At 64.1% G+C, this 13,601-nt stretch carries 11 protein-coding genes and 1 tRNA gene; 6 read left to right on the top strand and 6 right to left on the bottom strand.

From position 1 onward, the window contains the following. Positions 1–88 precede the first annotated feature (88 nt). From ACPV0M_RS12240 to rlmB, 6 genes are all read right to left on the bottom strand, one after another. Positions 89–2,557: a diguanylate cyclase domain-containing protein gene (locus ACPV0M_RS12240; protein WP_425620892.1), complete on the bottom strand. Its 2,469-nt coding sequence runs from the start codon at positions 2,555–2,557 to the stop codon at positions 89–91. Positions 2,558–2,603: 46 nt separating this feature from the next. Continuing rightward, the gene (locus tag ACPV0M_RS12235) at positions 2,604–4,871 is read right to left on the bottom strand and encodes a PAS domain S-box protein (RefSeq protein ID WP_425620891.1); all 2,268 of its coding nucleotides are present in this window, start codon (positions 4,869–4,871) and stop codon (positions 2,604–2,606) included. Between the two features lie 172 nt (positions 4,872–5,043). Then, a tRNA-Thr gene (locus ACPV0M_RS12230) sits at positions 5,044–5,119 on the bottom strand. Between the two features lie 222 nt (positions 5,120–5,341). Beyond that, positions 5,342–5,986, bottom strand: a complete 645-nt coding sequence (gene sigH, locus ACPV0M_RS12225; protein WP_425620890.1) for an RNA polymerase sporulation sigma factor SigH — start codon at positions 5,984–5,986, stop codon at positions 5,342–5,344. Positions 5,987–6,093: 107 nt separating this feature from the next. Continuing rightward, positions 6,094–6,591 (bottom strand): NYN domain-containing protein, encoded by a 498-nt coding sequence (locus tag ACPV0M_RS12220; RefSeq protein ID WP_425620889.1) that lies wholly within the window; start codon positions 6,589–6,591, stop codon positions 6,094–6,096. Further along, on the bottom strand, positions 6,588–7,313 hold the full coding sequence (gene rlmB, locus ACPV0M_RS12215) for a 23S rRNA (guanosine(2251)-2'-O)-methyltransferase RlmB (protein WP_425620888.1): 726 nt from the start codon (positions 7,311–7,313) through the stop codon (positions 6,588–6,590). Before rlmB ends, ACPV0M_RS12220 begins: the two co-directional genes overlap by 4 nt. A gap of 364 nt (positions 7,314–7,677) precedes the next feature. On the opposite strand from rlmB, the gene trpE reads away from it, so the two are divergent. The 6 genes from trpE (at position 7,678) to trpB (ending at position 13,435) form a co-directional block, all read left to right on the top strand. Further along, on the top strand, positions 7,678–9,135 hold the full coding sequence (trpE, locus tag ACPV0M_RS12210; protein WP_425620887.1) for an anthranilate synthase component I: 1,458 nt from the start codon (positions 7,678–7,680) through the stop codon (positions 9,133–9,135). A gap of 12 nt (positions 9,136–9,147) precedes the next feature. Next, on the top strand, positions 9,148–9,711 hold the full coding sequence (locus tag ACPV0M_RS12205; protein ID WP_425620886.1) for an anthranilate synthase component II: 564 nt from the start codon (positions 9,148–9,150) through the stop codon (positions 9,709–9,711). Positions 9,712–9,859: 148 nt separating this feature from the next. After that, on the top strand, positions 9,860–10,900 hold the full coding sequence (trpD, locus tag ACPV0M_RS12200) for an anthranilate phosphoribosyltransferase (protein WP_425620885.1): 1,041 nt from the start codon (positions 9,860–9,862) through the stop codon (positions 10,898–10,900). Beyond that, positions 10,875–11,669 carry an indole-3-glycerol phosphate synthase TrpC gene (gene trpC, locus ACPV0M_RS12195; RefSeq protein ID WP_425620884.1) on the top strand — a complete coding sequence of 265 codons (795 nt, stop codon included), beginning with the start codon at positions 10,875–10,877 and terminating at the stop codon, positions 11,667–11,669. Before trpD ends, trpC begins: the two co-directional genes overlap by 26 nt. Then, positions 11,656–12,279: a phosphoribosylanthranilate isomerase gene (locus ACPV0M_RS12190; protein ID WP_425620883.1), complete on the top strand. Its 624-nt coding sequence runs from the start codon at positions 11,656–11,658 to the stop codon at positions 12,277–12,279. Before trpC ends, ACPV0M_RS12190 begins: the two co-directional genes overlap by 14 nt. Beyond that, positions 12,266–13,435 (top strand): tryptophan synthase subunit beta, encoded by a 1,170-nt coding sequence (gene trpB / locus ACPV0M_RS12185; RefSeq protein WP_425620882.1) that lies wholly within the window; start codon positions 12,266–12,268, stop codon positions 13,433–13,435. The genes ACPV0M_RS12190 and trpB overlap by 14 nt, the downstream gene beginning before the upstream one ends. Positions 13,436–13,601 lie beyond the last annotated feature (166 nt).

Below are 13,601 nucleotides of genomic sequence, written 5' to 3'. Positions count from 1 at the left end.
TCTCGAAAGCTTTTCAACCATGCTATTCGGAGGGGCGGGCGGCCTTTCCGGGGGCGCGTCTTGAACATTATTTAATTTAATAGATCTTTTAGAAAGTCAGTGGTCCTTGATGCGGCTTGGTAAGGACAAGCACAAACTTCCGCACCAGTTCCGGGTCAAACTGCTTTCCGGCGCCCTTTTGCAGCTCGGCCAGGGCCTCTTCGCGGGACATCGCCTTGCGGTACGGCCGGTCGCTGGTCATCGCGTCGTAGGCGTCGGCGATGGCCAGGATGCGGCACTCCAGCGGGATCTCTTCTCCTTTCAGCCCCAGGGGATACCCTTCGCCGTTCCACCATTCGTGGTGTTTTAAAATCCAGTCGGCGATCAGCACCAGGTCGGGCATGGACTGCGCGATGCGGTAGCCGATCTCGGAATGCCGCCGTATTTCAGCGGTTTCCTCGGCCGTCAGGGGCCCGGGCTTGAATAAGATGCCGTCCGGTATGCCCACCTTGCCGATGTCGTGGAACTGGGCCAGCAGGCACAAATCTTTAAGCCTGTTTTTGGGCACGCCCACCGCCTTGCCCAGCGCAATGACCAGGGCCTGCAGGCGCTCGGCGTGCCCCCCGGTGATGAAATCCTTCTCCTCCAACGCTTTAAGGAGTATCTTGACGGCGGCGCCCCGGGTGCCCTCGTTCCGCTGCAGCTTGGCCCGGTACATGTTGTTGTCGGCTTCTTTGAACAGCTCGTTCAGGTCGTTCAGCCCTTCGCCCCCGACGGCAAACCCGATGGAAATGCTCAGCGGGATCTCCGGGTCGCGGCTGTTGTATTCGGCAACGGCCTCTTCGATCCGCAGGCAGGCCGCCTGCACGGCCTCCTGATCGCTGTTGGGCAGCAAAACGGCGAACTCGTCACCCCCTATCCTGGCCACCATGTCCCCGGCGCGGAAACACTTCCGGAGGACGTCGGCAGTCGCCGCGAGCAGGGCGTCGCCGGCGTCGTGCCCCATGGTGTCGTTAACGAACTTTAAGGCGTCGAGGTCGCAGATGATGAGGCCCACCGGCGCGTGGCGCCCGTCCGCCAGACGCCGCATCTCTTGCTCGAAATAGGTGCGGTTGTACAATCCCGTCAGAGAGTCGTGCAGGCTCAAGTATTTCAGCTGCTCTTCCATGCGCTTGCGCTCGGTGATGTCCAGGAAGCTTTCGAGAAGGTACTTTTTGCCCTTCAGGATTAGAGGCACCGCACTCTTGATAATGGGGATTCTCCGGCCCTGAGCGGTGATGAGCACGCGTTCCGACCGGTCGACATCCTGTCCGAGGTCGGTGATCGGGCATTTCCCCTTCTCCGCGGGGCAGATGAACTCGTGGCACACCCTGCCGATGATCTCTTCCCTGGGCGCGCCGATCATCTCCAGGGCGGCGCGGTTGACGTCGACGATTCTGTGTTCATCCTCATCAATGAGGACAGTGCCGCAGTTGATGGAATCCAGGATGAGGTGAAGCCGGCTCTCCCGCTCTTTGATCTCCTGCCGGGAGGCATCCAGGGCTTTAAGCATCCCGTTGATCTCCCGGGCAAGTCCCGAGAGTTCGTCCTGCCCGGCAGCGGCAGCCAGCCGCAATGAGGAATCGCCTGCGGCGGTTATCTTACCCACGTCCCTGCTCAGCCGGGCGACCCGGGACAGCACCGCCCGGTCCAGCAGTATCATCATGACACCGCTGAATACCAGGCCTACCGCCAGAAGCGAGAGAACAAGAAGCCCTACCGTCGCCTGCCCCTGCCTGTATATGTCCCGCGGCATATGCACCCGCATAATGAGGGCCGGCTTTCCGTAAATGTCCTTCACCAGAGCGTATCCGGCAACCGACCTGTCATCGAGCACGCTGACAAACACAGGAGCGTCCCCGGTCAGGCGGGTCCGGGCCTTCACAAAATCCGCCGGTACCGCGGCATCGCGGATCGAATGAACGGCGAGAGAAAGGTGGGTGATCGCAGCCAGGCGCTCAATCTCCCCGGCGTCGAGCCAGCGGCCCATAATCAGCGAGCCTCTGGCCGGCCCCTCCTTCGCGCTGGTCAGGATGGGACGCGAAGCGACCAGCACGGGGCCCTCGGGCAGGACCAACAGGCCTGCTACGCCGCTTCCGGTGCCAGGGCCGGACAAAAGCGGCCCGCCGGCAGCCAGATGTTTCTTCAGGCTTTCCGGCACCGGCAGCACGCGCTCGCCGCCGGCATCCATGCTTCTGCCGAAGACTGTACGGGCAGAAGAATCCACGATGAGCAAATGGTTGATCCGGAGGTTCTTAAAGGTCTCCGCCGAGAGATTGGCTCTCACGTATGCCGCGTTGGCGTCCTGCACAAAGACGTACGTATCGTCCCAGGCGGCCCAGTCGACGGCCGTGCCGTCCAGGGTGGCGATGTTGTTCTCCAGAGCGTCGAGCGCCCGTTCGACATTGCGGCGGACAAACTGCTCTTCCAGCCGCGCGAAACCCTTCAGGACAACATTCTGGAAAGCGCAGTAGAGAACGGCCACCAAAAGCGCAAGGGCCAGGGCAACGATCAGCAGCGTTTTTCGGCGAATTGTCAAAGCTAACGCCCCCAAACGGCAGGCTGTAAAAACCGGGAAAGCAGGTTCACAAGGGCTCTTCGGCACGACAAGATGTATTCGGACAGTTTCTTCCCACAGTCTGATCGTCAAAAACCATTCCGTTCTTTAAGAGCTCGGCAAACTTTTCCACGAGCTGCGGGTCGAACTGCGTTCCGGCCATCCGCCTGAGTTCGGCCAAAGCCTCTTCGCGGGACATCGCCTTGCGGTACGGCCGGTCGCTGGTCATCGCGTCGTAGGCGTCGGCGATGGCCAGGATGCGGCACTCCAGCGGGATCTCTTCTCCTTTCAGCCCCAGGGGATACCCTTCGCCGTTCCACCATTCGTGGTGTTTTAAAATCCAGTCGGCGATCAGCACCAGGTCGGGCATGGACTGCGCGATGCGGTAGCCGATCTCGGAATGCCGCCGTATTTCAGCGGTTTCCTCGGCCGTCAGGGGCCCGGGCTTGAATAAGATGCCGTCCGGTATGCCCACCTTGCCGATGTCGTGGAACTGGGCCAGCAGGCGCAAATCTTTAAGCCTGTTTTTGGGCACGCCCACCGCCTTGCCGAGCGCGACGACCAGGGCCTGCAGGCGCTCGGCATGTCCTTCGGTAATAAAATCCTTTCCTTCCAGGGCCTTCAAGAGAATCTTCACTGTGGCGCTGCGGGTGCTCTCGCTGCGGTGCAGCTTCACCCGGTACATGTTGTTGTCGGCTTCCTTGAACAGCTCGCTCAGGTTGACCGGTCCTTTATCGCTGACCGCCATCCCCACCGATATGCTCAAAGGCACTTCCGGGTCACCGGCGTTGTAGGCTGCGACGGCCTTGTGAATCCTGTGGCAGGCCTGCTCGACGGCGCTCCTGTCGCAGTTGGGAAGAAGGACGGCGAACTCGTCGCCCCCGATCCGGGCCACCATGTCGCCGGTGCGGAAGCAGCTTTTGATCACGTTGGCCGCGGCCACGAGAAGGGCGTCGCCGGCGTCGTGTCCGAGCGTGTCGTTGATGAACTTCAAGGCGTCGAGGTCGCAGATGATGATGCCCACCGGCGCGTGGCGCCCGGCGGCGAGACGGCGCATCTCCTGCTCGAAATAGGTGCGGTTGTAGAGGCCGGTCAGGGCGTCGTGCAGGCTCAAGTACTTCAGTTGCTGTTCCATCTGTTTGCGCTCGGTGATGTCGCGGATGGATTCGATGGCCCCGGCCAGTTTTCCGTCGCTGTCGTAGAGGGGGGAAGCCGTCGCCCACAGGAAGGCCCCCCGTCCCTGGTTCAGCTTCGGAACGAAGACCTCGGCGATCAGAGTGTTGGCCTTTCTCTCCACGTACTCGTATTTCTCTTCTATCTTCCTGAGGTCGTCCTCCAGGCCGATAAGGTCGACCAGAACCGGCCGCCGTTCCCCGTAAAACGGAACGGCGTAAGCGTAATCGCCCTGGCCGATAATGTCTTCCTTGAGCACCCCCGTCATCTCCTCGATGGCCCGGTTCCAGGCGATAACTTTCTTTTCCTGGTCGATGACGAAGGTGGCGTCCGGCAGAAAGTCGATGATGTCCAGGAGCTGCCGGTGCGCGGCCCGCAGCTTCTCCTCCGCCCGCTTGCGCTCGCTGATGTCGCTGTATATAGCGTAAATCCCGACCTGCTTGCCGTCGAGCACGATCGGGTACCCGATGGCGGACACCGCCACCAGGCTGCCGTCCTTGCGCCTGCGCACGGACTCTCTCTGGATGACCCCCCCGCTTATGACGGCGTGGGACAGGGCGGTCGCCTCGTCGACCAGGTTGTCCGGGACGATGATCTCGTTGATCGGGCGCCCCCTGATCTCGTCGACGGTGTACTGGAAAAGCTCCTCAAAAGCCTTGTTGGCCTCTACGACCCTGTCGGCGTTATCGAGCAGGACGATACCCTGGGGGGAGTTCATGAAAAGCTGCTGGAAATAGGCCCTCTGCAGGTTGCGCTCCTCCTCGACCTGCTTGTAGGCGGTGATGTCGGTAAAACTTTCGACCAGGTACTCCCGGCCGCCGAGCCATACGGGAACCACGGTCTTGATGATGGGCATGGGTGTACCGCCCCGGCCGATAAGTATGCGTTCGGAATAGTCTATCGTCTGCCCCAGATCGGTGATCGGGCAACCGCCCTTCTCGGCGGGGCAGATGAAGTTATGGCATGGGGAACCGACGACTTCCCCCTTGGGGACGCCGATCATTTCCACGGCCGCACGGTTAGCGTAGACAACGACGTGCGTTCTGGGATCAATAACCACGATCCCGCTCTGGACGGAATCCAGGATGATTCCCAAGTGTCTTTGGATTTCAAGCAACGTCATCCGACCCTTCTCCAGAGTGGGGGGAACGGCCCGAGCCATAAACTGCCACTTGAGATTATTCGCGGAGTTTGGACATTCTCCTACGCGCTTGATAAAATTGGCAATCGTCCAGGGCGATAAACTGACAAAAAGGCAAGGTTTCCACCGCGAAACCTTGCCTTTAAAGGCGTTATGGAGCTGGTGACAGGAATCGAACCTGCAACCTGCTGATTACAAATCAGCTGCTCTGCCGGTTGAGCTACACCAGCGTACGTTTCATTATACCACATCCCCCGCGCTTTCGGACACCGCCCCGAAAGCGTCACCCGCACTCCAGCGCAAGATTAATGTAGCAAACGGCCGCGGCCCGTGTCAAGAACGCCCGGCACTCAGGCCGTTCCCGTGAAAGCAAAGGAGGGCGACCCTGCAGATGATCGGCTTGGGGCTGACGAAAAACGGAGCCCGAACGGCTCCGTTTCTTGGTTAACTAACTAGGCTTCGCGTTTCTCCAAATATTTTTCGAGCTTGCGCTTGACGCGCTGGAGCGCGTTGTCGATCGACTTGACGTGGCGCTGGAGGTCCTCGGCGATCTCCTGGTAGGACTTGCCCTCCAGGTAGGACATCAGCACCTTCCATTCCAACGAACTAAGCAGTTCGCCGATTTTACCCTCTATGTCGTCGAACTCTTCGCGGCTGATCACCAGTTCTTCCGGGTCGGTGATCTTGGAACCGGAGATCACGTCGAGGAGGGTGCGGTCGGAATCCTCGTCGTAAATGGGTTTGTTCAGGGAAACGTATGAATTGAGAGGAATGTGTTTTTGCCTCGTCGCCGTCTTGATGGCGGTGATGATCTGCCGGGTGATACAGAGTTCGGCGAAGGCCCGGAAGGACGAAAGCTTGTCCAGCCGGAAATCACGGATGGCCTTGTAAAGGCCGATCATGCCTTCTTGGATAATGTCCTCGCGATCCGCGCCGATCAAAAAGTACGAGCGCGCTTTGGCCCTGACAAAATGGCGGTACTTATTGATCAAATATTCTAGAGCTTCGGTGTCACCGTCCCGCGCAAATCCTACAATTTCTTCGTCATTCAGGGATTGGTAAGAGGAAAGGGACTCTTGCTGAACACTGAGGCTCAAAAATATCGCCTCCACTTATTGGGATAAAGGCGGGATGCTTACATTGTTAATTATAACGAGGGGGGAAAAGCCCGTCAAGCACAAGCGTCTACAAGGACGCTTCTGCTTCAGCGCCGTCTTAGGGCTTCCAGAGCCCGGCGCACCTCTTCGTCCAGGCGGTTCTCCAGGTAACCGTCGGCGGGTTTTTCGCCGCTCGACAGGAGCTTCTTGCTGTCGATCTCGCGCAGCATGGCCCAGAACTCCCTCGGCGGCATCCGGTAGGCCCCTTGCCCGAAGGCGATGCGCTGCTCCGCCCAGTCGGCGGTGACCACGCGCACCGTCCCCTCCTTCGCCAGCCGCCCGCAAAGCCGCTCGATGACGGCGTCGGCCGTCTCCCCTTCGGCCGTGAAGATCACCTCCACACCGGCCACCTTCTCGGAATGCGCGATCCCGCCGGGCACGCGATGCGCGTCGAAAACGACGATCACCTCCTGGCCCGTCAGCCCGGCATAGTTGACCAGCAGCAGGACCAGCCTGGCCCGGGCGTGGTCGAGGTCGGCCGACTTCCCGGTTTCCGGCCAGTTGAATAACACGTTGTACCCGTCGACCAGGAGATACTCCTTCACGGCGTTCTCCTCTGGCGCAGCACTTCGTAGATCAGAAGCGCCCCGGCCACCGAGGCGTTCAGCGAATTGACGCGGCCGAACATCGGCAGCCTCACCAGGAGATCGCATTCGTCCCGCACCACCTGGCCCAGGCCCGACTCCTCGCCCCCGATCACCAGGCAAATGGGGCCCCGGAGGTCGGCCCGCCAGTATTCAACTTTCCCGGACATCTCGGCCCCCACGACCCACAGGCCCCGTTCCTTGAAATACCTGAGCGCCCGGGCCACGTTGTTGACCCTGGCCACCCTCACGTACTCGACCGCCCCGGCCGAGGTCTTGACCACGGTGGCCGAAACCGGAGCCGCCCGCCGGGAGGGGATGACCACGCCGTCTACGCCGGCCGCGTCGGCCGTGCGTAGAATGGCTCCGAGGTTGTGCGGGTCCTGGATCCCGTTCAACACAACGACAAAAGGCTCCCGCGCGTCCTTGAGGAGGTCCTCGACCTCCGCGTAGGCGTACGGGGCCAGGTAAGCCGCTACGCCCTGGTGCGCCTGTCCCCTGGCGACGCGCTCGATGGCGACGCGCTCGACAGGCTGGACCGGGACGCCGCGCTCCCTGGCCAACTGCATCAGTTCCTGCCACACGGCGGGGTTGATCCCGCGCGCTAAGAGGACTTTATTCACCGGGCGGTTTCCTTTAAGCGCTTCGCGGACCGGATTGCGCCCGACGACCAGCTCGTCCACTCTCGTCACCTCAACGGGGTCGAAAACCTGGGTAAATTATAAACGACATCAACCGCCGCATGCGACCCCTAATACCTCATGTTGTCCTTATCTTCCCCATTTGGGCTTGACAGCAGCCCGTCCGGCATGTTACTGTTTCTGACAACTGAATAGGTTTAGCGAGACGAGACGAGGAGGTTCCCCTCGGCGGGAACAAGAGTGAGCTTAGCGGAGCGGAGTGAGGTCGCTGTCCAGGCCGATGCTCGCCATGCTGAGTGTCGGCTTTTGTTTTTTGACCGGCCGGTGAAACCGCCAAGGCCGCCGGCTTGCTTGGCGTCTTGGCGGTTTGATGAATGACGATCGTTGTTCTTTGGGAGGCGGGAAAATGATTTATCCCCGGTACGAAGAGTTTCAGGAACTGGCCCGGACCTACAACGTTATTCCCCTGGCCGAGGAGTGGCTGGTCGACACCGAGACGCCGATCTCGGTCTTTCAAAAACTTTCCGCCGAGCGCAGACCGGCCTTTCTCCTGGAGAGCGCCGAGGGCGGCGAGCGGATGGGCCGCTATTCCTTCATCGGCCTGGAGCCCGCCTGGGAGCTGCGCATCAAAGACGGGCGATCGGTCCTGAGCGGGAAGAACGGGGAGGCCGCCGTCCTTGACGGACACCCGCTCGACGTCCTGCGCGGGCTGATGGCCCGCTACAACACCGCCCCCTTTCCCCGGCCGCTGCGCTTTCACGGGGGCGCGGTGGGTTACCTGGCCTACGACTTTGCGCGCTGCCTGGAGCGGCTCCCGTCCGTTAATCCCGACGACCTGGGGCTGCCCGACGGCTTCTTCCTCTTCCCCAAGACGGTCCTGGTCTTCGACCACCTCCGCCACACCCTGACGGCGATCCACAACGCCCCCGCCGAGGGCGACCTGGCGCAAACGTACGCCGCGGGCCGCATGGACATCGCCGCCGTCCGCGAACTGCTGGCTAGGCCGGCGAAAGTTTCGTCGCCCGAGGCCTGGGAACGGCCCGCGGCCGCCCCGCAGTCCGGAGGGGACCGCGCCCGGTTTGCGTCGATGGTCCGCCGGACGCGGGAATACATCCTGGCCGGCGACATCCTGCAAGCCGTGCTCTCCCGCCGCCTGGCCGCGCCGCTGCAGGAAGCCCCGCTGCAGGTCTACCGGCGCCTGCGCAGCCTCAACCCCTCGCCCTACATGTTCTACCTGGACGCGCACGACCACGTCGTCCTGGGCGCTTCCCCGGAAATGCTCGTCCGCGTGGAAGACGGCCGCGTCTTTACCAGGCCCATCGCCGGCACGCGGCCCCGCGGGCGGGACGCAGCCGAGGATGCGGCCCTCGCCGCCGAGCTCCTGGCCGACCCCAAGGAGCGCGCCGAGCACGTCATGCTGGTCGACCTGGGCCGCAACGACCTGGCCCGCGTCTGTCTCCCGGGCTCGGTGCGCGTCAATCAGTTGATGGAAGTGGAGTATTACTCCCACGTCATGCACATCACGTCCGAAGTGGAAGGAGCACTGGCGCCCGGCTTCGACGCCCTGGACGCCCTGGCCGCCGCTTTTCCGGCCGGCACGGTCAGCGGCGCGCCGAAGATCCGGGCCATGGAGATTATCGAAGAGCTGGAGCCCTCGCGGCGGGGCGTCTACGCGGGGGCGGTCGGATACCTGAGCCTCTCCGGCAACCTCGACACCTGCATCGCCATCCGCACGGTGGTGATCAAGGACGGGACGGCCTACGTCCAGGCCGGGGCGGGCATCGTCGCCGACTCGGACCCCGACAGGGAGTTCCAGGAAGTCAGCCATAAGGCCGCCGCCCTGGTGCAGGCCATCGGAAAGTGAGTTGATGGTTCCGTGCTGCTGATGATCGACAACTACGACTCCTTCACCTACAACCTGGTCGATTACCTCCGCGGCTTGGGGGCGGAGGTCGTCGTCCGGCGCAACGACAGCCTCGGCCTCGCCGAGATCGAGGAGCTGGCGCCGTCCCGCATCGTCCTGTCCCCCGGCCCCGGTTCCCCCGCGACGGCCGGCGTCTGTCTGGACCTGGTCCGCAGCCTGGCCGGGCGCGTCCCCATCCTGGGCGTATGCCTCGGCCACCAGGCCATCGGGGAGGCCTTCGGGGGGCGGGTGGTCCGCGCTCCGGCCCCCGCCCACGGCAAGACCTCGTTAATCTCCCACGACGGCCGGACCGTTTTTCGCGGCCTGCCGAACCCGTTTACGGCTACCCGCTACCACTCGCTCGTCGTCGCAGAGGAGTCCCTGCCGGCCTGCCTGGAAATCAGCGCCCGCGCTCCCGACGGGCTGATCATGGGTCTGCGGCACCGGGAGTTCGCCGTGGAAGGGGTTCAGTTCCACCCCGAGTCCATCCTGACCGAGGACGGCAAACGGCTGCTGGAAAATTTCTTGGCCGGATGAGGCCTGCCGGGAAATAAAGGCGCTGGGCGCCGGGCATTGCGTACCGGACGTTGAAAAGCTCTTAAGAAAAGAGTCTAACCCTTGACTGAATGATTTCCACGACCGAAGACCGACGACTTAAATCAGCCGAGCAAAGGAGAGATGAGACTTGATCAAGGAAGCCATCGCCAGGGTCATCGCCCGCAAGAACTTGAGCCAGCAGGAGGCCGAAGAGGTGATGACCCGGATCATGTCCGGGGAGGCCACGGCGGCCCAGGTGGGCGCGCTCCTGGCCGCCCTGCGCCTTAAAGGGGAGACGGCCGAGGAAGTAGCCGGGTTCGCCAAGTCCATGCGCCGCCACGCCACCCCCGTTCACACCAGCCGTCCCTTCCTCGTCGACACCTGCGGCACGGGAGGCGACGGCCGGCACACCTTCAACATTTCGACCACGGCGGCTTTCGTCGTCGCGGCGGCCGGGATCCCCGTGGCGAAGCACGGCAACGTCTCGGTCTCCAGCCGCTGCGGGAGCGCCGATCTCTTGCGCGCCCTGGGCGCCAACCTGGAGCTCGACGCCCGGGACCTGGGCCGCTGCCTCGACGAGGTCGGGCTGGCCTTCCTCTTCGCCCCGCGCCTGCACCACGCCATGCGCCACGCCGCTGGACCGCGCCGCGAACTGGGCATCCGCACCGTCTTCAACATCCTGGGACCGCTGACCAACCCCGCCCGTCCCCGGGCCCAGGTCCTCGGCGTCTACAGCCCGGAAGCCGCTCCCCTGGTAGCCGAAGTGCTGGCCCGCCTCGGCGTCGACCGGGCCTTTGTGGTGCACGGGGCCGGCGGGCTGGATGAATTCTCGACCGTGGGGCCGGCACAGATCTGGGAGGTTACCGAAGATCGCATTGAATACCGCCTGGTTGATCCGGCCGACCTGGGCTTCACCCCCGCCCCCCTGGAGGCGCTCGTCGGCGGGGACCCGGCCGCCAACGCCGCGATCACGCGCAGCGTCCTGGCCGGGGAAACCGGACCGCGGCGCGACGCCGTGGTATTAAACGCCGCCCTCGCGCTCCTGGCCTCAAGAGCGACCGAAAGCCTGCCGGGGGCCGTGGAGCTCGCCGCTGCCACCATCGACAGCGGGGCGGCGCTGGCCAAGCTGGAAGAATTTGTAGCCTTTACGGGAGGGCTTCAAGGTGCTTGCCAAAATCCTGGAGCATAAGCGGATCGAGGTCGCCGAAAGGAAGATCGCCCGGCCCCTGAACAGCCTGCTGCGCCAAAGGCGCCCGCGGCCGCCCCGGCCCTTCGCCGCCGCCCTGCGGCAAAGACCCGCCCCGGCCCTGATCGCCGAGATCAAGTGGGCCTCCCCCTCCGCGGGACCGATCCGCCCCTGCGGCGACCCGGCGGCCGTGGCCCGTATCTACGAGGAAAACGGCGCGGCGGCGATCTCGGTGCTGACCGACACGCTGTTTTTCCGGGGACACCCGGGCCACCTGCGGGCGGTTAGTACAGCCGTCGGCCTGCCCATACTGCGGAAAGATTTCATCATCAGTCCTTACCAGGTTTACGAAGCGTGGGCGCTGGGAGCGGACGCGGTCCTGCTCATCGTCGCCGCCCTGGACGCCGGCAGCCTGCGCGAGCTCCTGGACTTGGCCCGTTCCCTGGAGATCGAGGCCCTGGTCGAGGTCCACGACGAACGGGAACTCGCGCAGGCCCTGGACGCGGAGGCGACGCTGCTGGCCGTCAACAACCGCAACCTGAAAACAATGCAATGCGACCCCGGGACTTTTATCCGCCTGGCCCCGATGGTCCCGCCGGGGATCACCCTGGTCGCCGCCAGCGGGATCGCCACGCGGGATGAAGCCCTGGCGGCCGCCCGCGCGGGCGCGGACGCCGTCCTGGTCGGGCAGGCCCTGATGGCCTCCCCGGACATCGCCGCCAGTGTGCGCAAGCTGAGCGGAAGCGGAGGTGCGGGGCATGGTCCGGGTTAAGATCTGCGGCATCCGGGACGAAATCACGGCACAGGCGGCCGTGGAGGCCGGCGCCGACGCCCTGGGGTTTGTCTTCGCCCCCAGCCCGCGCCGCATCGAGCCGGAGGCGGCCCGGGCCATTATCGCCGGGCTGCCCCCTTTCGTCTGCGCGGTCGGGGTCTTCGTAGACGCCCCGGCGGAAGCGGTAAGGGCCATCGCCGCCCGCTGCGGCCTGCAGGTCCTGCAGTTCCACGGAAACGAGCCGCCGGACTACTGTACGTCGTTCGACCGCCCGGTGATCAAGGCCCTGCGCTTTTGCGGGCCCGATGACCTTGCCCGTATCCGGGGCTTCGACGTCCGGGCCGTCCTGGTCGACACTTTCGTCCCCGGTCAAGCGGGAGGCACGGGGCGCGCCCTGGACTGGGCGAAACTCCGGGGCCTCGACTGGCCGCGCCCCCTGGTCCTGGCCGGGGGCCTGACGCCGGAAAACGTCGCCTCGGCCGTCGCCGCCGTCCGTCCCTGGGCTGTGGACGTCTCTTCGGGGGTGGAAACCGGCGGCGCCAAAGACCACGAAAAAATCCGCGCCTTCATCCGCAACGCCAAAGGAGGATCAGCTCATGCTCCCCAATGAACGCGGCTACTACGGCCCTTACGGGGGCCGGTTCGTCCCCGAAACCCTGATGCCGGCCCTTGAAGAACTGGAAGCGGCCTACAAGGAGGCCCGGAACGACCCGGCCTTTATCGCCGAGGTCGAACGCTACGGGAAAGAATATATCGGCCGGCCAAGCCCCTTCTATTACGCCCGTCGCCTGACCGAGCATGTCGGCGGTGCCCGGATCTTCCTGAAACGGGAGGACCTCAACCACACCGGGGCGCACAAGATCAATAACACCATCGGCCAGGCCCTGCTCGCCCGGCGCATGGGCAAGCGCCGCCTGATCGCCGAGACCGGCGCCGGACAGCACGGGGTGGCCACGGCTACCACGGCGGCGCTCTTCGGCCTGGCCTGCGACATCTTCATGGGCGAAGAGGACATGCGCCGGCAGGCCCTCAACGTCTTCCGCATGGAACTCCTGGGGGCCCGCGTCATCCCGGTGACCACCGGCAGCCGCACCCTCAAGGACGCCATGAACGAGGCCCTGCGCGACTGGGTGGCCACCGTCCGCGACACCCACTACCTGATCGGCTCGGTCGCGGGCCCGCATCCCTACCCGAGGATCGTCCGCGACTTCCAGGCCGTTATCGGCCGGGAGGCGCGTGAGCAGTCCCTCGCCGTCCTGGGGCGGCTGCCGGACTCCGTCGTGGCCTGCGTGGGGGGCGGGAGCAACGCCATGGGCATCTTCGCTGCCTTCCTGGACGACGACGTGCGTCTGGTAGGCGTCGAGGCCGCCGGGCACGGGCTGGAGACCGGGAAGCACGCGGCGACCCTCGCGGCCGGCCGGCCGGGGGTGCTCCACGGCTCCCTGAGCTACGCGCTCCAGGACGGGAACGGCCAAATCCTCATCGCCCATTCGATCTCGGCCGGCCTGGACTACCCCGGCGTGGGACCCGAACACAGCTACCTTAAAGACACCGGCCGCGTTACCTACACTTCGGTGACCGACACCGAGGCTTTACAGGCTTTCACCCTTTTGAGCCGCACGGAGGGGATCATCCCCGCGCTGGAGAGCGCCCACGCCCTGGCCGAGGCCGTCCGCCTGGCCGCAGAACTTGACCGGGACAAGGTGATCCTCGTCAACCTGTCCGGGCGGGGAGACAAGGACGTTCAAACTGTCAGGGACAGTTGAACGTCGATGTTCGATGTTAGACCCTCACGCTGCAAAATGCAGCACCACAGACAATGAAAAACGGTTACAGCAGGTCTGGGTTATCCCCGCGCTCCGTGCTCCGCTTCGACCGTTCTAAGCTCGGTTCGGAACGTGGCGGGCCTCCTGCGGATTGTTCGCGGGCGCA

The organism is Desulfosceptrum tomskiensis (assembly GCF_049818055.1).
Taxonomy (GTDB): domain Bacteria; phylum Bacillota; class Desulfotomaculia; order Desulfotomaculales; family JASEER01; genus JBFLVT01.
Note: the sequence above shows the minus strand (reverse complement) of the source record. Positions and strands in the feature narration are given on the sequence as shown.